Annotated in this window: 15 protein-coding genes and 1 pseudogene; 9 read left to right on the plus strand and 7 right to left on the minus strand. The window is 71.7% G+C overall.

Translation table 11 applies throughout. The features are described from left to right. Positions 1-26: 26 nt before the first annotated feature. The gene (locus QFZ76_RS38685; RefSeq protein WP_307678028.1) at positions 27-890 is read right to left on the minus strand and encodes a phosphotransferase enzyme family protein; all 864 of its coding nucleotides are present in this window, start codon (positions 888-890) and stop codon (positions 27-29) included. Positions 891-1,102: 212 nt separating this feature from the next. Between QFZ76_RS38685 and QFZ76_RS38690 the strand changes: the two genes are divergently transcribed. From QFZ76_RS38690 to QFZ76_RS38700, 3 genes are read left to right on the plus strand one after another with little or no spacing between them, the layout of a single operon-like run. Further along, on the plus strand, positions 1,103-2,041 hold the full coding sequence (locus tag QFZ76_RS38690; protein ID WP_307678029.1) for a carbohydrate ABC transporter permease: 939 nt from the start codon (positions 1,103-1,105) through the stop codon (positions 2,039-2,041). Then, positions 2,038-2,871: a carbohydrate ABC transporter permease gene (locus tag QFZ76_RS38695; protein ID WP_307678030.1), complete on the plus strand. Its 834-nt coding sequence runs from the start codon at positions 2,038-2,040 to the stop codon at positions 2,869-2,871. The genes QFZ76_RS38690 and QFZ76_RS38695 overlap by 4 nt, the downstream gene beginning before the upstream one ends. Next, positions 2,871-4,145, plus strand: a complete 1,275-nt coding sequence (locus tag QFZ76_RS38700; RefSeq protein WP_307678031.1) for an ABC transporter substrate-binding protein — start codon at positions 2,871-2,873, stop codon at positions 4,143-4,145. The genes QFZ76_RS38695 and QFZ76_RS38700 overlap by 1 nt, the downstream gene beginning before the upstream one ends. A gap of 9 nt (positions 4,146-4,154) precedes the next feature. On the opposite strand, the gene QFZ76_RS38705 is transcribed toward QFZ76_RS38700, so the two are convergent. After that, complete coding sequence (locus QFZ76_RS38705; protein WP_373464414.1) at positions 4,155-5,039, minus strand: DUF3152 domain-containing protein; 885 nt, start codon at positions 5,037-5,039, stop codon at positions 4,155-4,157. A 139-nt stretch (positions 5,040-5,178) separates the two neighbouring features. On the opposite strand from QFZ76_RS38705, the gene QFZ76_RS38710 reads away from it, so the two are divergent. From QFZ76_RS38710 to mgt, 4 genes and pseudogenes are all read left to right on the plus strand, one after another. Then, the gene (locus tag QFZ76_RS38710; protein ID WP_307678032.1) at positions 5,179-5,871 is read left to right on the plus strand and encodes a response regulator transcription factor; all 693 of its coding nucleotides are present in this window, start codon (positions 5,179-5,181) and stop codon (positions 5,869-5,871) included. A 50-nt stretch (positions 5,872-5,921) separates the two neighbouring features. After that, complete coding sequence (locus QFZ76_RS38715) at positions 5,922-7,358, plus strand: cell wall metabolism sensor histidine kinase WalK (protein WP_307678033.1); 1,437 nt, start codon at positions 5,922-5,924, stop codon at positions 7,356-7,358. After that, positions 7,355-7,933 carry a hypothetical protein gene (locus tag QFZ76_RS38720; protein ID WP_307678034.1) on the plus strand — a complete coding sequence of 193 codons (579 nt, stop codon included), beginning with the start codon at positions 7,355-7,357 and terminating at the stop codon, positions 7,931-7,933. Before QFZ76_RS38715 ends, QFZ76_RS38720 begins: the two co-directional genes overlap by 4 nt. Before the next feature lie 25 nt (positions 7,934-7,958). Further along, positions 7,959-9,210: pseudogene (gene mgt, locus QFZ76_RS38725) on the plus strand (macrolide-inactivating glycosyltransferase). A gap of 96 nt (positions 9,211-9,306) precedes the next feature. Here the strand turns inward: mgt and QFZ76_RS38730 are convergent. Next, complete coding sequence (locus QFZ76_RS38730) at positions 9,307-11,556, minus strand: MMPL family transporter (RefSeq protein ID WP_307678035.1); 2,250 nt, start codon at positions 11,554-11,556, stop codon at positions 9,307-9,309. Between the two features lie 248 nt (positions 11,557-11,804). On the opposite strand from QFZ76_RS38730, the gene QFZ76_RS38735 reads away from it, so the two are divergent. Beyond that, positions 11,805-12,362, plus strand: a complete 558-nt coding sequence (locus QFZ76_RS38735) for a DUF1697 domain-containing protein (protein WP_307678036.1) — start codon at positions 11,805-11,807, stop codon at positions 12,360-12,362. Here the strand turns inward: QFZ76_RS38735 and QFZ76_RS38740 are convergent. Beyond that, positions 12,325-13,206 carry a transglutaminase-like domain-containing protein gene (locus QFZ76_RS38740; RefSeq protein WP_307678037.1) on the minus strand — a complete coding sequence of 294 codons (882 nt, stop codon included), beginning with the start codon at positions 13,204-13,206 and terminating at the stop codon, positions 12,325-12,327. The two genes, QFZ76_RS38735 and QFZ76_RS38740, sit on opposite strands and share 38 nt — an antisense overlap. Positions 13,207-13,309: 103 nt before the next feature. Here QFZ76_RS38740 and QFZ76_RS38745 point away from each other — a divergent pair, with 103 nt between their 5' ends. Further along, positions 13,310-13,942, plus strand: a complete 633-nt coding sequence (locus QFZ76_RS38745; RefSeq protein ID WP_307678038.1) for a TIGR03086 family metal-binding protein — start codon at positions 13,310-13,312, stop codon at positions 13,940-13,942. Positions 13,943-14,017: 75 nt separating this feature from the next. Here the strand turns inward: QFZ76_RS38745 and QFZ76_RS38750 are convergent, their stop codons facing one another. From QFZ76_RS38750 to QFZ76_RS38760, 3 genes are read right to left on the minus strand one after another with little or no spacing between them, the layout of a single operon-like run. Further along, a complete protein-coding gene (locus QFZ76_RS38750) occupies positions 14,018-14,758 on the minus strand; it encodes a sirohydrochlorin chelatase (protein WP_307680254.1) in 741 nt (246 codons plus the stop codon). 14 nt (positions 14,759-14,772) lie between these two features. Then, positions 14,773-15,678 carry an ABC transporter permease gene (locus tag QFZ76_RS38755; RefSeq protein ID WP_307678039.1) on the minus strand — a complete coding sequence of 302 codons (906 nt, stop codon included), beginning with the start codon at positions 15,676-15,678 and terminating at the stop codon, positions 14,773-14,775. Then, positions 15,665-16,468 (minus strand): ABC transporter ATP-binding protein, encoded by an 804-nt coding sequence (locus QFZ76_RS38760; RefSeq protein ID WP_307678040.1) that lies wholly within the window; start codon positions 16,466-16,468, stop codon positions 15,665-15,667. The genes QFZ76_RS38755 and QFZ76_RS38760 overlap by 14 nt, the downstream gene beginning before the upstream one ends. Between the last annotated feature and the right edge of the window lie 3 nt (positions 16,469-16,471).

Here is a 16,471-nt window from a genome sequence, read left to right on the forward strand (position 1 = left end):
AGAATGAGCCCCGCGACCTCAGGCGCTCAGAACGGAAACCACCGCACCTTCTCGTCCCCGTCCCGCAACGACCCCACCCGCCGCTCGAACTCCTCCCGCGCCTTCGGATTGCTCGGCGCATGCTGGGCCACCCACGCACAGCTCGCCGTCTCCCGAGCACCCCGCAGCACCGAGCACCCCTCCCACTCCCGCACATCCCAGCCGTACGCCTCGGTGAAGGACTCGTACGCCTCGGTCGGCAGGCCGTAGCGGTCGTGGGACAGCGCCATCACCACCAGATCGTGCTCCCGGAGATCCCCGGAGAACGTCTCCAGGTCCACCAGCACCGGCCCGTCCGGCCCGACATGGACGTTGCGGGGGAGGGCGTCGCCGTGGATGGGCCCCGGCGGCAGCTGCGGCGTCAGCGCAGCCGCCGCCGTGGCGAAACCGTCGCGCCGCTCGCGCAGATACGCCGCGTCGGCGGGGTCGACCGCGTCGCCCGCGAGGCGCAGCCAGCGTTCCACGCCGTCCAGCAGCTCGCGGGGCGGCAGGGTGAAGCCGGGGGAGGGCAGGGCATGGACGGACCGGAGCAATTCGGCCAAATCCTGGGGTTCGGCGGGCCGTACGGGGTCGGACAGCCGGTGCCACACGGTCACCGGGTGCCCCTCGACCAGGAGCGCCTTGGGCTCGGCGGCCCGTACCGCGGGCACGCCGGCCTCCTGGAGCCACGCCGCGACGTTCAGTTCGCGGCGTGCGCGGTCGAGGAGTTCGGCGTCCCGGCCCACCTTGACGGCCAGGTCACCGGTGACGAACACCGCGTTCTCGCCGAGGGCGAGCAGCCGCGCGTCCCGCGCCGGGCCGGGCAGCACATCCGCCGCGGCCAGCACCTCCCGCGCCCGTGCCTCGTCCATCCGTCCGCCTCCCTGTCCGTCTTCCACCGCATGCTCCCGCACCCGGCGTCGCGATCCGGCCATCCTCCGGCCAGTCTCGCATTCGCACAGGTAGGACCGTGTGCGCGCTGCCTTGACGGTGCATACCGCCTTCACGACCATGACGGAGGCCCACCGGGCCCAGGACCTGTCCGACAGATTCCCGTCGTGAGCCGCGCGAAGGAGCCGATCACGTGACCTTGGTGACCGCGACGAAGCGGTCGGCGCGGGGCGCGCCGCGTGCCGACGGGGGACGGAGGCCGCCGCCGGACCACGGGGCCTGGTTCCTGGTGCTGCCCGCGCTGATCCCGATCCTGGTGCTGAGCGTCGGACCGCTGCTCTACGGGATCCTGCTGGCCTTCACCGACGCGCAGTCGGGCCGTACTCAGCCCACGCAGTGGATCGGCGGTCTCAACTTCCGGGACCTGCTGCACGACACGCTGTTCTGGGAGTCGTTCCGGATCGGCCTGGTCTGGGCGGTCGGGGTGACGGTCCCGCAGTTCCTGCTCGCCCTCGGCCTCGCCCTCCTCCTCAACCAGGAGCTGAGGCTGCGCTGGCTGGCCCGCGCCCTCGCGATCATCCCGTGGGCCATGCCGGAGGTCGTGGTCGGCGTGATGTGGCGGCTCGTCTACAACCCGGACGCGGGCGTCCTCAACGAGACCCTGCGCGACCTGGGCCTCGGCGACGGCCGGGACTGGCTCAGCGGCCTCGGCACGGCCCTGCCCGCGGTGATCGTCGTCGGCGTCTGGGCCGGCATGCCGCAGACGACCGTCGCGCTGCTCGCCGGTCTGCAGAACACCCCGCGCGAACTCCACGAGGCGGCCGCGATGGACGGCGCGGGCGCCTGGCGCCGCTTCCGGACGGTCACCTGGCCGGCTCTGCGGCCGGTCGCGCTGGCCATCACAGCCCTCAACTTCATCTGGAACTTCAACTCCTTCGCCCTGGTGTACGTCCTGACCAGCGGCGGCCCCGGCGGCCGCACCCGCCTGCCCATGCTCTTCGCCTACGAAGAGGCCTTCCGCTACGGCCAGTTCGGCTACGCGGCGGCGATGGGCTGCGTGATGGTCGCCGTGATCTCGGTGCTGCTCGCCCTGTTCCTGGTGGGCCGGCTCAGGGGAGGTGACGACACATGAGGACCAGCACCGGCGGCCGTGTCGGCCAGTACGCGGCGCTGCTCGCGTATCTCGTCTTCCTCGCCTTTCCCTTCCTCTGGCTCGTGTCCACCGCCTTCAAGTCGCCGCGGGAGCTGGGCAGTCTGCACCCTTCCTGGATCCCGGAGGACCCCACCCTCGACAACTTCCGGCAGGCCTTCGACGAACAGCCGTTGCTGCGAGCCGCGGGCAACTCCCTGCTCGCCGCGCTCGGCGCCGCCCTGGTCGCCGTACTGATCGCGACCCCGCTGGCCTACGTCATGGCCCGCCGCCGCACCCGGCTGGCGAAGGCCGCGACGGGCTGGGTGGTGGTCAGTCAGGCGTTCCCGCTCGTGCTGGTGATCATCCCGTTGTTCCTGGTGCTGAAGAACCTGGGGTTGATCAACTCGCTGGCGGGGCTGGTCCTGGTGTACGTCGTGTGGGCGCTGCCGTTCGCGCTGTGGATGCTCGTCGGATACGTCCGTGCCGTGCCCGCCGAGCTGGAGGAGGCGGCGGCGGTCGACGGGGCCGGTCGGGTGCGGACGCTGGTGTCGGTGACCGCGCCGCTGCTCGCGCCGGGGATCGTGGCAACGGGGCTGTTCGCGTTCATCACCGCGTGGAACGAGTTCTTCTTCGCGCTGGTGCTGCTGAAGACGCCCGAGAAACAGACCCTGCCGGTCGTCCTCACCCACTTCATCGGCGCGGAGGGCGTCGCCGACCTCGGCCCGCTGGCCGCCGCCGCCTTCCTCGCCACTCTTCCCTCACTGGTCGTCTTCGCGATCATCCAACGGCGGATCACGGGCGGCATGCTCTCCGGGGCGGTGAAGAGCTGATGCGCACCCGATGGATCGTCGTCCTGCTGCTGCTTCTCGCCGGTTGCACCAGCGGCGGCGGTACCTCCGCGGACGGGCCCGTCACCCTCCGGTTCCAGTCCCTGGCCTGGCAGGAGGAGTCCGTCGAGGCCAACAAGGACCTGGTGAAGGAGTGGAACGCGACCCATCCCGACGTCAAGGTCGAGTATGTCCAGGGCAGTTGGGACAGTGTCCACGACCAGCTCCTCACCTCCTTCGAGGGCGGCGAGGCACCCGACATCATCCACGACGCCTCCGACGACCTCGCGGACTTCGCGTACGGCGGCTATCTCACCGATCTGACCGACCTGCTGCCCGAGCGTCTCAAGTCGGACATCCCGCAGCGCAGTTGGGACACGGCGACCTTCGGCGACGGCATCTACGGCGTGCCGTTCCTCCAGGAGCCGCGCGTGCTCATCGCCAACGCGAAGTGGCTGAAGGAGTCCGGCGTCCGGATTCCGACGCCCGAACAGCCGTGGAGCTGGGCGGAGTTCCGGCGGATCACCGGACAGCTCAGTGGCGACGGAAAGTACGGCGTGGCCTGGCCGCTCAAGGAGCCCGTGTCCGCGACCCTCAACCTGTCGCTGTCGGCGGGCGGACAACTCTTCCACCGGGGTTCGGACGGCAAGGTGACGATCCGGTTCGAGCCGGCGGACCACACCGTGCCGCGCACCATCCACGACCAGGCGAACACCGACCACAGCGCCTCGCCCACGACCCTGGGCAGCGGCGGCTCCGACACCCTGCCGGGCTTCTTCGGCGGCAAGTACGCGATGGTCCCGCTGGGGTTCTCCTACCGCCAGCAGATCGTCCAGCAGGCACCGAAGGGCTTCGAGTGGCAGGTGCTGCCCGCCCCGGCCGGTGCCGACGGACTCACCCAGGGCGTCAGCCCGCAGACCCTGTCCGTCGCCGAGGACAGCCCGCACAAGAAGGAGGCCGTCGCGTTCCTCGACTTCCTGCTCCGGCCGCCGAACATGGTCCGGCTGGCCCTGGGCGACTGGATGCTGCCCACCGGCACCCAGGCCCTGAAGGACCCCGCCCTGCACACCGCGAAGGACGGCTGGGCCACCGGTACGGCCCTCGCGGCGCACCTGCGCCCGGCGCCGGCGCAGTCCGTGCGCGGCTACCCGGAGTGGAAGGACAAGGTCGCCACGCCCGCCTTGCAGGAGTACTACAGCGGCGCGATCGGGCTCGGCGAACTGCGCGAACGCCTGGAGGAGGACGGGAACCTGGTGCTGGCCCGGTATCAGCGCTGAGCCTCCCGCTCAGGGAACGGCGGGGCCGGTGACGTACCGCCCCTCGTCGTCGTACGGCCAGACGTTGGGCACGCAGCCGTGCATGCCCTTGATCTGCTGCATCATCGCGGGAGCAGGTTTGCCCGGGCCGGGGCAGGTGACATGACCGTGCCCGAGGAAATGGCCGACCTCGTGGTTGATGATCAGCGCCCGGTAGGACGTCACGTCCTTGGCGTAGACGGGCGTTGCCAGTTCCCACCGCTTGAGGTTGACCATCACGTTCTTGTCCACGCTGCAGTTGACCTCGCCGCCCGTGTCCAGCCCGTACTGACCGCAGATCTTGTCCACGGTCCCGGGTGTCGCGACGCGTACGACGAAGTCGGTGCTGCCGCCCGACACCCGCTGGAACGCCGAGTGGCCGTCCGCCGTCCAGCCGCGCCGGTCGGCCAGGATGCCCTCCACCTGTTCGGCGACCGCCGCGGCGGACAGCTTCAGGCCGTCCTCGACCTCGACCCGGTAGCGCAGGGCCGTCCCCTTCCCCACCTTGGCGCTCCCGCCGGGAGCGGTCGTGAAGGTGCCCGGTCCCGTGGCCGGGACGACCGGCTCGGAAGGGTCGGCGGAGGGACTCGACGGGCTGACGGACGGGCTGACGGACGGGCTGACCGAAGGACTGGGCGGGGTGGGGCTGGACGTCGCGCGCCCGGTGGGCTCGTCCCGCGCGGCGGAGTCGCCCCCGGCCCCGGCCCCTCCCCGGTCCGCGGACGTCCATCCCACGGCCGCGAATCCGGTGGCTCCGAGGAGGGCCAGCGCGGCCAGTCCTCCCCACAGTGGTCCCTTCCGCCCGCGCGCGGAGGGGTGCGCGCGGCCGCTCCTGCGGCGGCGGGTGCGGGACGGGGTTGCTCGGTGCGCGGTCATGGTCGTTCAGGCTGTGACCGCGATGTGATGGGATCTGGCCCGGACGGTAACGAAACCGTAACGGGCTGGCGTTGGGGTCTCATGTGATCATCCGGTAACAGAGTCCCGGGCATGTGGAGGGCCTGCGGATACTGGGTGCATGCCACGTGTTCTGCTGATCGAAGACGACCGCGCCGTGCGGGAGGGCGTCGCGCTCGCCCTGCGCCGCCAGGGCCACGACGTCGCCGCCGCCGAGACGGGCGAGGAGGGGCTGGAGCGGCTGCGGTCCTTCCGGCCGGACGTCGTGGTGCTGGATCTGATGCTGCCCGGCATGCCCGGCCTGGACGTGTGCCGGGGGATGCGAGCCCTGGACCAGACGCTGCCGATCATCATGGCGACCGCGCGGGGCGACGACGAGGACATCGTCGTAGGCCTTGAAGCCGGAGCCGACGACTACGTGGTCAAGCCCGTGCAGGCGCGGGTGCTGGCGGCGCGTATCCGTGCCGTCCTGCGCCGGGCGGCCGGGGCGCCCGCCGACGGTGGCATACCGAAGATCGACACGTACGGGGACCTGGCCGTCGACCGGGCCGGCCTCTCGGTCACCTGGCAGGGCACGCCGGTCTCGCTCGCCCCGTCCGAACTGCGGCTGCTGCTCACCCTGTCCGCCTCGCCCGGCCAGGTGTTCAGCCGGCAGCAACTCCTGGAGGCGGTCTGGGAACACAGCTACCACGGCGACGCGCGCCTGGTGGACGCCTGCGTCAAACGGCTGCGCGCCAAGATGGGCGAACCCTCGCGCGAGCCCCGCTACATCCAGACCGTGCGCGGCTTCGGCTACCGGTTCGCGTCCCGGTGAGGCGGCTGCCGGGAACCCGGGTCAGAGCGCCCCAACTGCGCGGTCTGCGCATGCGGTTGGTGGTGGCGTTCGCGCTGGTCGCCGCGCTCACCGCCGGGACCACGGGTGCCCTGACCTTCCGGGAGGCCCGCACGGGAGTGCTCCAGCAGAGCCAGGACACCGTGATCAAGCTGCTGCGGACCCAGATCGACCGGCTCGCCCCCGAACTCGGCGTCCCGCCGGGCGAGTTCGAACTGCGCCGGTTCGCCACCTCCGTGGCCGGCGCCGAACCCGCCGGAACCTGGCGGGTGCTGGTCGCCTACGGCGGGCTGAGCGCCACCTCCGCTCCCGACGATCCGTTCGAGGAGCTGACTCCGGCCCTGCGCGCGGCGGTCAACTCCAGCACGGCCACCGTCTTCCAGCGGGTGGACAGCGGCGATCACACCTCCCTCGTCGTCGGTATGTCGGTCACCTTCACCGCCGGCACCACCGCGACCGGGCACGCGTCCGGCGTCCAGGTGTTCCTGACCGTCCCGCAGACCACGGAACAGGCGTACGTCGACGCCCTGGTCACCGCCGTCGAACGGGCCACCGTGCCCGCCCTCGGCCTCGCCGTGCTGCTCGCGCTGCTCGCCGCCCGCGGGGTGCTGCGGCCGGTGCGCGCACTGCGCCGCGCCACCCGCAGCATCGCCGAGGGCCGACTGGACACCCGGCTCGACGTCAACGGCTCCGACGAACTCGCCGACCTGTCGCACACGTTCAACGAGACGGCCGCCGCCCTGGAGGAGTCGGTGGCCGAACTGCGCGGCATGGAGGCCAGGGCCCGCCGGTTCGCCGCCGACGTCTCGCACGAACTGCGCACCCCGCTGGCCGCCATGTCCGCGGTCACCGACGTCCTCGACGAGGATGCCGCCCACCTCGACCCCGACACCGCCACCGCGGTCCGGCTGATCAGCGAGGAGACCGTGAAACTGGCCCGGCTGGTGGACGACCTGATGGAGATCTCCCGCTTCGACGCGGGAGCGGCGGTGCTGCACCTGGACGAGATCGACCTCGCCGAGTCGCTGCGGCGCACGCTCGCCGCCCGCGCCTGGACGGACCTGGTGGACGTCCGTCTGCCCTCGCCCGACGCGCTGCGCGGACGGGTCGACCCGCGCCGCCTCGACGTCGTCGTCGCGAACCTGGTCGGCAACGCCCTGCGGCACGGTGCCCGTCCCGTCCACCTGCGCCTGTACGAGGGCGGGGAGCGGACCGCCGTCATCGAGGTGCTGGACACCGGCCCCGGCATCCCCGACAGCGTGCTGCCCCACGTCTTCGAGCGCTTCTACAAGTCGGACGCCGCCCGCACCCGGACCGAGGGCAGCGGCCTCGGCCTCGCCATCACGGCGGAGAACGTCCGGATGCACGGCGGCACCGTCCGGGCGGCGAACCGTCCGGAGGGCGGCGCGGTCTTCACCGTGGAACTCCCGCTGCGGCGGGACGAGTCGACCCGAGGGAGTGGACAGTGAGGACCCTGCGCCGAGCCGCGCTGCTGGCCGTTCCCGTGCTGTGCGCGCTCGCCTCCTGCGGCATCCCCACGACCGGCGTGGTGCAGGCGGGCGGGCCCGCCAGCGGGGTGGTGCCGACGATCCGGGTCTACTTCGTGGCGGACGGCACCCTGGTCGCGGTCCCCCGCAGGACCGTCGCGCCGGTCGACGTCGAGTCGGCGGTGGAGGTACTGCTCGAGGGCCCGACCGAGGCGGAACGCGTCAAGCGCCTGACCACGCTGCTGCCGCTGCCGGGGCTCCTGCCGACGGCCGTCCCGGCCGCCCCGGCCGCCCCGGCCACGGACGGCGCCATGCCGGTGCCGCAGGAGGTTCGTACGGCCGACCTCGTGAAGGTCACGGCGACGGACGACCGTGTGTCGATCGAACTGACCGCCGCGATGGGGGAGGTGACCGGCCTCGCGGCCGACCAGCTGCTCTGCACGGCCCTCGGGGCGCAGCGCGTGGCCGACCCAGGCACCGAACCGCTGCCGGTGACCGTCACGGGCCCGCGCGGCCGACCCGTCGAGGGGACCGGCACGAACTGTTCCGACGGATGACCGCAGCGCCTTCCCGGAAAACACTTTGCACGAGACGTATCGTCTTGCGTACGGTCCACGACATGACCAGTCGACCCGCTCACATCGCCATGTTCTCCATCGCCGCCCACGGCCACGTGAACCCGAGCCTGGAGGTGATCCGCGAGCTCGTCGCACGCGGGCACCGGGTGACGTACGCGATCCCGCCCGTGTTCGCCGACAAGGTCGCCGGGACCGGTGCCGAGGTGAAGCCCTGGAACTCGACGCTGCCCGGGCCCGACGACGACCCGGAGGCCTGGGGCACCACCCTCCTGGACAACGTGGAACCCTTCCTGGCCGACGCGATCCAGGCGCTGCCGCAGCTCGTCGAGGCATACGAGACGAACGCGGCCGACGAGCCGGACCTCGTGCTGCACGACATCGCCTCCTATCCGGCCCGCGTCCTCGCCCACCGCTGGGGCGTCCCCGCGGTCTCCCTGTCGCCGAACCTCGTCGCCTGGGAGGGCTACAAGGAGGAGGTGGCCGAGCCGATGTGGGCGGAGCCCAGGAAGACCGAGCGCGGACAGGCCTACTACGCCCGCTTCCGCGCCTGGCTGGAGGAGAACGGGATCACTCAGCACCCGGACGACTTCGCGGGCCACCCCGCCCGCTCCCTCGTCCTGATCCCGAAGGCGATGCAGCCGAACGCCGACCGGGTCGACGAGAGCGTGTACACCTTCGTGGGGGCCTGCCAGGGCGACCGCGGCGCGGAGGGCGACTGGCAGCGGCCGGCCGGCGCCGAGAAGGTGGTCCTGGTGTCGCTGGGGTCCGCGTTCACCAAGCAGCCGGGCTTCTACCGGGAGTGCGTCAAGGCGTTCGGCGAGCTGCCGGGCTGGCACCTGGTGCTCCAGATCGGCAAGCGAGTGGACCCGGCCGAGCTGGGGGACGTCCCCGCGAACGTCGAAGTGCGCTCGTGGGTACCGCAGTTGGCGATCCTCAAGCAGGCCGACCTGTTCGTCACGCACGCCGGTGCGGGCGGCAGCCAGGAGGGCCTGGCCACGGGCACCCCGATGATCGCCGTACCGCAGGCCGTGGACCAGTTCGGCAACGCCGACATGCTCCAGGGCCTCGGCGTGGCCCGCCGCCTCGACACCGAGGAGGCGACGGCCGAGGCGCTGCGGGAGACCGCCCTCGCCCTCGTCGACGACCCCGAGGCCGCCCGCCGGCTGAAGGACATCCAGGCACAGATGGCGGGGGAGGGCGGCACGCGCCGGGCGGCCGACCTCATCGAGGCCGAGCTGCCGGTGCGGCAGGCATAGAGCGAGCAGAGAAGCAGCGGGCACAGCAGAGGGCCCGTTGGCACCCCGGTAGCCAACGGGCCCTCAGTCATGGGTGGTTCACCTTCCTGTGAAGCCTCAGACCCCCAGCCGCTCACCCTCGTCGTCCCGGGCCGCGGGCCGCGCCACCGGCTCGGGCGACTCGTCGTGGGTGAGGTCGGGCAGCCGGTGCAGCCACTTGGGCAGGTACCAGTTGCGCTCGCCGAGCAGCGCCATCACCGCCGGGAGCAGCACGCCCCGGATGATCGTCGCGTCGATCAGCACCGCGGCCGCGAGGCCGACGCCCATCTGCTTCATGGACTGCATGGACAGCGTCCCGAAGATCGCGAACACGGCGACCATGATGACCGCGGCGCTGGTGACGACCCCGGCCGTGGTGACCACGCCGTGCTGGATCGCGTCCTTCGTCGTACGGCCGCGCAGCCGTGCCTCGCGGATCCGCGAGACCACGAACACGTGGTAGTCCATCGACAGGCCGAACAGGATCACGAAGAGGAACAGCGGCAGCCAGGTGATGATGGCGCCGACCCCCTCCGCGCCCACCAGGGACGCGCCCCAGCCGTGCTGGAAGACGCCGACGAGGATGCCGTACGCCGCGCCGACCGACAGCAGGTTCAGCACGATCGAGGTGATCGCGATGGTCAGCGAGCGGAACGACAGCAGCATCAGCGCGAAGGCGAAGACCACGACGAAGGCGAAGACCGGGACGACGGCTCCGGCCAGCTGGTCGTTGAAGTCCTTCGACCCGGCGACCTGCCCGGTGATCGGCGCGTCCACCCCGTCGACCTTGCCGAGGGTGGCCGGACGCACCTCGTCGCGCAGCTTGTCCAGGCTCTCGCCCGCCTTGTCGAGGTCGGAGCCGCCCACCAGCGGGACGTACACGAAGGCCATGTTCTGCTGGTCGTGCAGCTTGATCTCGACCGGGCCGCGCGAAGCGCCCGAAGCGACCGCCTCCGCCTTGAAGGCGGCGAGCGCGTCCCGCACCGCGGGAGCGTTGATGTCATCGGCCTTGACGACGACCTCGGCCGGCTCGGAGCCGCCCGGGAAGGCGTCGTTGACCCGGTTGTAGGTCTGCACGATGGGCAGCGAGTCGCCGAACTCCTGGTCGAGGGTGAGGTTCTGGGTCTTCATGCCGAGCGCGGGCGCCGCGATCGCCAGCAGGGCGCCGGCCGCCACGACGACGGAGATGACGGGCCTGGCGAGCACGCCCTTCAGCACGGCCGTCCAGAACCGGCTGTCGCTGCTGCCGCCCTTGCGACGGCGGCGCAGGAACGGAATGCGGCCCTTCTCGACCCGCTCGCCCAGCAGCGACAGCACCGCGGGCAGCACGGTCACGGATCCGATCATGGCCACGGCGACCACCATCAGCGAGGCCAGGCCCATCGCCTCGAACTCGGCGAGCCCGGTGAACAGCATGCCCGCCATGGCCACGCAGACCGTGACACCCGAGACGACGATCGCGCGGCCGCTGGTCGCGGCGGCGATCCGCAGAGCAGTCTGGGCGTCGTGTCCGGCCTCGCGCTCCTCGCGCTCGCGGCGCAGATAGAACAGGCAGTAGTCGACGCCGACGGCCAGACCGACCAGCAGCATCACGGAGTTGGCGGTCTCGCTCATCGGCATCACGTGGCTGACGACGCCCATCAGGCCCATCGTCGCCATGATCGCGGTGACCGCCAGCGCCACCGGCAGCAGCGCGGCCACCAGCGCGCCGAAGGCGATCAGCAGAATGCCGAGCGCCACCGGCACCGCGGAGTACTCGGCCTTCTTGAAGTCGTCCCCGAACGCGTCGTCGAACGTCTTCATCATGCTGGCGCCGCCGATCTCCTCGATCCGCAGCGACCCGTGCTCCTTCTGCACCCCCTCGACGGCCTTCAGCACCGGCTCGACCCGCTCGCCCGCGGTCTCCGCGTCGCCGCGTATGTCGAACTGCACCAGCGCGCTGCGGCCGTCCTTCGAGATCGTGTCCGTGTCGTACGGCGACGTCACGTCCGTGACCTCGCCGGTCCCCTCCACCGCCCGGACGACCGCGGTGACGGCGGCCCTGAACTGGGCGTCCGTGGCCGTGACGCCGCCGTCCTTCGCCTGGATCAGTACGGTCTCGCCGGCCGGTTCGTCGATGCCGGCGTCCTCGATGATCTTCGCGGCGGTGTGCGTCTCCCCCTTCAGCTGGTCGCTGTCCTTGACGTCGACCCGGCCCGCCGCCGAGCCGAGCCCCATCGCCAGGACCACGAACAGCACCCAGATGCCGACGGCAGCCCATCGGTGTCGGGCGCTCCAGCCGCCGGCCCGGGCGGCCAGTCCCCGTACCCGTGTATCTCCGTTCGCCATGATGGGCTTGCCCCCTCGTGAGCGGTGCCGGCCCCCTGCCGCCACCTTTCATTTCGAAGGTATGGGCCGGATAAAGCCATCTCGTCGTGCTGCCCGGTGAGGTGCGGCGCGCAGGAATCATCCCCTTGGACCCCGCGCCCTCCCCACTGGGTAGGACAGCGGTCCCTTACATCTACCGGGATGTCCGGTCCGTCGGCGCGGAGCCCCGTCGCACAGGCGGGGCCCGACGGCCGCCTTATGGTGTGCGGATGACGACGACGTATGCGGCGCTGCTGCGGGGGATCAACGTGGGCGGCGCCAAGAAGGTCCCGATGGCCGACCTGCGCACGCTGATGGAGGGCCTCGGCCACGACGGCGTACGCACGTACCTCCAGAGCGGCCAGGCCGTCTTCGCGAGCGACCACGGCGACGAGGAGTCCCTCGCCGCGGAGCTGGCCGGCGCGATCGAGAAGCGGTTCGGCTTCGCCGTCGACGTGATCGTGCGCGACCACGCCTATCTGAAGACGATCGCCGACGCCTGCCCCTTCCCGGCCGCCGAACTGGAGGCCACGCAGCTCCACGTCACCTACTTCTCCGCGCCCGTGGACGCCGAGCGCTTCGCGGAGATCGACCAGGCCGCCTATCTGCCCGAGGAGTTCAGGCTCGGCGACCGCGCCCTGTACCTCTACGCCCCGAACGGCCTCGGCCGCTCCAAGCTCGCCGAGCACCTGTCCAAGCCCCGGCTGAACAAGGGCGTGATCGCCACCAGCCGCAACTGGAACACCGTCGTCAAGCTCGTGGAGATGACGGCACCCTCGGGAGGCTGACCTTCCGGAGTTCGCGGTAGCCGCTGCGTGCGGTGTACGACATGACCTCGTCCGGCACCGCGAGCCGCGGGTCCGCGTACAGCCGTCGGAAGTCGTCGTCGGTACGGGCCGCGGCGACCACGTCCACCAGAGCGAGCTCGTCCTCGCTGAGGCCGGCGTCGCCGCGGACCACCCGGCCCCAGACGTCCCAGGGCAGCAGCTCCACCCCGTTCACCGCGGCGAGGTCCAGGAACACGTTGGTGCGGATGTACCACAGGCCGTCGAGGTCGCCGTGGAACCAGACCCCGAACGTCCCCGGATCGGCCCCGCCCTCCCGGCACGCCCGCCACGCGTCCCCCGCCACCAGGAACCGGTCCCTCGGCACGTCCAGCGGGTCGAAGGAGAGCTCGTAGGCGGGGTGCAGCACCTGCGCGTCGACCAGCCGCCACCTCCCGTCAGGCAGCCGGTACTCGGTGACCCAGTGGTCGTCGTGGTAGCCCGCCACGAAGTACGCGGCGAAGCCGCAGCGGATCCGGGCCGGCGTGCCGGTGGCCCGCAGCAGCGCGCACAGCAGCAGCGAGAAGTCCCGGCACGTGCCGGCGAACCGCTCGTCGTACGGCCGCTTCGCGGTGAGCGGCCCGTCCCCGCGCTCGCGCAGGACCCGCAGGATCTCGCGGACGTACCGTGACTCGGGGTCGTCGAGCTGACGGTCCTCGGGGACGGGATGCCCCAGGCGTTCGCCCTCTCCCCGATGGATGATCAGATCCCTTACGAGACGGGCGAGTCCGGCCGGATCACGGGGCAGGCCGTCGAGATCCAGCTCGCCGGGGTCGCTGTACGGCGTCTGCTTCAGGTAGAAGTCCATGACCCGGGACCCTCGGCCTTGCCCCAGGGGCAAGGTCAACCAGCTCGCCCCGCTGTCGCGTTTGTTCAAGAGACCTCGCCGCGCGCTCCCTACCGTGAGACGCATGAACAAGGACGACCTGTATCCGTACATGACGGAATGCGCCGCCGAGGCGGCCCGCGTGGCGCGCGGAGTGCCGGCGGCGCGGCTCGCCGACCCCACCCTCCCCCACTCTCGGCTTCGCTCGAGCGGGGGGACCCCCACCCCGGACTGGGACGTCCGCGCCCTGGTCAACCACTGGGTCCTCTACACCTCCCACGGCCTGGAGCACCGCGCCCTGCGCAAACAGCTCCCCGAGGAACTGACCGCCCGCGACTTCACCGCCGACCCCGACTGGGCCGAGGCGTACGCCGCTCAACTGGACCGTGCGGTCGCCGCCTGGGCGGACCCCGCGGTGTGGGAGGGCGAGGTGGACCTGGGCATGGGGACGATGCCCGCCCCCGAACTCGCCTCGATGATCATCAAGGAGACGGCGGTGCACGGCTGGGACGTCGCCGCGGCCACCGGCCAGGAGTTCCACGTCTCCGAGGGCGCGGCCCGCCTCGTCCTCGACGTGGTCGTCACCCACGGCGACCTCTACCGGCAGTACGACGGCTTCGCCGACCCGGTGCCGGTGCCGGACGACGCCCCGGTCTTCGAGCGGGCGCTCGCGGCGAGCGGACGGGACCCGCGCCTGGCCGGGGCGGTACGCGACTAGGTCCCGTACGTACGGGACAGGCGGGGGGCGGGGCCAACCGTGCGGTGCGCGGCTAGGGCCCCGTACGGGCACAGGTCAGGCCCCGACCGCCGCCAGCGCCGGCATCCGCGCCGCCTCGTACCGCGCCAGCAGCACCCGGGCCACCTCCGGCGCCGGGCCGAGCACGTCGGCCAGCACGTCCGCCTCGGCCGCGCCCCGCGCGATGCGGTCCGGCAGGAAGCCGGGGGCCAGGACGTAGGGGGCGACGGCGACCTTCGCGCAGCCCAGGGCCCTGAGTTCCCGTACCGCGTCCTCGGTGCGGGGGAGTGCAGCGGAGGCGAACGCAGGCCGCACGGCGCACCAACCGGTGTGCCGCCACTCCCGCGCGATTTCTGCGATCACTGCGATCGCCTCCGGGTCGGTGGACCCCGCCGAGGCCAGCACGACCCCGGTCGAGGACTTGTCGGCGGGCGTCAGCCCCGCCTCGTACAGACGCCGTTCCAGCGCGGCGAGCAGCACCGGGGAGGGGCCGAGCACCTCCGCCTGCCGGATCCGCAGCCGCGGCGGCGCGTCCCGCAGGACCGCCGGGATGTCGGCCTTCGCGTGGAACGCGCGGGTCAACAGCAACGGCAGCGCTACGACGTCACGGACACCCTCCGCCGCCAGGGACTCCAGCACCCCTTGGGCGGACGGGACGTTGAAGTCCAGGAAGCCGGTCTCCACCCGCACGTCGGGGCGCAGGGAGCGCACCCGGCGTACGAGAGCGTGCACCGTCGCGGCATGCCGTGGGTCGCGGCTGCCGTGGGCGATGACCAGAAGAACCGGCTTCTTGAACATGGTGTGCATGGGACTCAGCTCTTCACCAGCAGACCGCGGCTGCGCAGCACCCACCGCTCCAGCGGACTGAAGATCAGCAGGTCGATCGCGATGCCGACGAACAGGATGAGCAGGATGGCGAGGAAGACCGTGGCCATGCTGCTGTTCGTGCGGCCCACCTCCAGCAGTTGGCCGAGGCCCACGCCCAGGTCCGGCGCCTGCGCGATGATCTCGGCGGCCATCAGCGACCGCCAGGAGAACGCCCATCCCTGCTTCAGTCCCGCCACATAGCCGGGCAGCGCCGCGGGCATCACGATGTGCCAGGTGCCGCGCAGACCGGTCGCCCCCAGCGTCCGTCCCGCGCGCAGGAACAGCGGCGGCACCTGGTCGACGCCGGACACCAGACCGTTGGCGATCGACGGGACCGCGCCGAGCAGGATCACCGCGTACATCATCTCGGGCTTCAGGCCCAGCCAGATCACGGCGGCCGGCACCCAGGCCACCGACGGCAGCGACTGCAGGCCGGACAGGATCGGACCGATGGCCGCGCGCACGAACTTCACGCGCGCCACGACCAGTCCGAGCGGCGTGCCGATGATCAGCGCGAGCACGAAGCCGAACAGGCCCCGCGAGACGCTCGTCCAGATGTAGTCGAGCAGGGTGCCCTTGAGCCACGCGTCCTCGGCCTCGGCCCAGACGGCGCCGGGGGAGGGCAGCTTCGACGCGTCGTCGACGATCTTCAGGGAGATCAGTCCCTGCCAGATCGCGAGCACCACGACGGTGGCGACGATCGGCGGGAAGATCTTCTCCCGGAAGGTCTGCCGGAAGGGCGGACGGCCGGTGACCGAGGTCTCCAGCGCGTCGAGGCCCGCCTCGATGCCGCCCAGCGCGGAGCCGTCCTTGGCGCCCGCGCCGGTCGTCTTCGTGTCAGTGCTGGCCATGACGGCGGATCTCCCCACGCAGTACTTCGGTGATCTCGACGGACAGTTCCGCCACGGGCGCGTCCTCGATACGGCGCGGCTGCGGGATGCCGACCGTCCACTCCCGCGCGATCCGCCCCGGACGGGAGGACAGCAGGATCACGCGCTGCGCGAGCCGCACCGCCTCACGCACGTTGTGCGTGACGAACAGGACGGACACGCCGGTCTCCGCCCAGATGCGGGTCAGCTCGTCGTGCAGCACGTCCCGCGTGATGGCGTCGAGGGCCGCGAACGGCTCGTCCATCAGCAGCAGGTTGCTCTCCTGGGCGAGCGCCCGGGCCAGCGCCACACGCTGGCGCATACCGCCCGACAGCTCGTGGACCCGCTTGCCGTAGGCGCCCTTCAGCCGGACGAGTTCGAGCAGTTCCTCGGTCCGCTCGCGCCGTTCGTTCTTCGGAACGCCCCGCAGACGCAGGGCGAGCTCGATGTTCTTGCCCGCGGTCAGCCACGGGAACAGGGCGTGCTCCTGGAACATCAGGGCCGGGCGGCCCTCCGTCGTGATGGACCCGACGGTGGGCTCGTCCAGCCCCGCCACCAGGTTCAGCAGCGTGGACTTGCCGCAGCCCGAGGCACCCAGGAGGGTGACGAACTCGCCGGGCGCGACATCGATGCTGATGTCGTCCAGGACGAGCTGCTGCCCGGCGGGGCCCGCGAAGGACTTCGAGACATGCTCAATGCGCGCCGCGTGCTCCACCGACTCGGCGGCCTTGGCGAAGGTCGTGGCCATGGTCGTCACCTCCTGGGAACTCATCGG

It is taken from the genome of Streptomyces sp. V4I2 (assembly GCF_030817655.1).
Classification (GTDB): domain Bacteria; phylum Actinomycetota; class Actinomycetes; order Streptomycetales; family Streptomycetaceae; genus Streptomyces; species Streptomyces plumbiresistens.

Bases quoted from the DNA above. Each gene is read 5' to 3' on its own strand.
- QFZ76_RS38685 (WP_307678028.1), bottom strand. From the start codon at position 890: ATGGACGAGGCACGGGCGCGGGAGGTGCTGGCCGCGGCGGATGTGCTG.
- QFZ76_RS38695 (WP_307678030.1), top strand. From the start codon at position 2,038: ATGAGGACCAGCACCGGCGGCCGTGTCGGCCAGTACGCGGCGCTGCTC.
- QFZ76_RS38700 (WP_307678031.1), top strand. From the start codon at position 2,871: ATGCGCACCCGATGGATCGTCGTCCTGCTGCTGCTTCTCGCCGGTTGC.
- QFZ76_RS38705 (WP_373464414.1), bottom strand. From the start codon at position 5,039: ATGACCGCGCACCGAGCAACCCCGTCCCGCACCCGCCGCCGCAGGAGC.
- QFZ76_RS38710 (WP_307678032.1), top strand. From the start codon at position 5,179: ATGCCACGTGTTCTGCTGATCGAAGACGACCGCGCCGTGCGGGAGGGC.
- QFZ76_RS38715 (WP_307678033.1), top strand. From the start codon at position 5,922: ATGCGGTTGGTGGTGGCGTTCGCGCTGGTCGCCGCGCTCACCGCCGGG.
- QFZ76_RS38730 (WP_307678035.1), bottom strand. From the start codon at position 11,556: ATGGCGAACGGAGATACACGGGTACGGGGACTGGCCGCCCGGGCCGGC.
- QFZ76_RS38735 (WP_307678036.1), top strand. From the start codon at position 11,805: ATGACGACGACGTATGCGGCGCTGCTGCGGGGGATCAACGTGGGCGGC.
- QFZ76_RS38740 (WP_307678037.1), bottom strand. From the start codon at position 13,206: ATGGACTTCTACCTGAAGCAGACGCCGTACAGCGACCCCGGCGAGCTG.
- QFZ76_RS38745 (WP_307678038.1), top strand. From the start codon at position 13,310: ATGAACAAGGACGACCTGTATCCGTACATGACGGAATGCGCCGCCGAG.
- QFZ76_RS38750 (WP_307680254.1), bottom strand. From the start codon at position 14,758: ATGTTCAAGAAGCCGGTTCTTCTGGTCATCGCCCACGGCAGCCGCGAC.
- QFZ76_RS38755 (WP_307678039.1), bottom strand. From the start codon at position 15,678: ATGGCCAGCACTGACACGAAGACGACCGGCGCGGGCGCCAAGGACGGC.
- QFZ76_RS38760 (WP_307678040.1), bottom strand. From the start codon at position 16,468: ATGAGTTCCCAGGAGGTGACGACCATGGCCACGACCTTCGCCAAGGCC.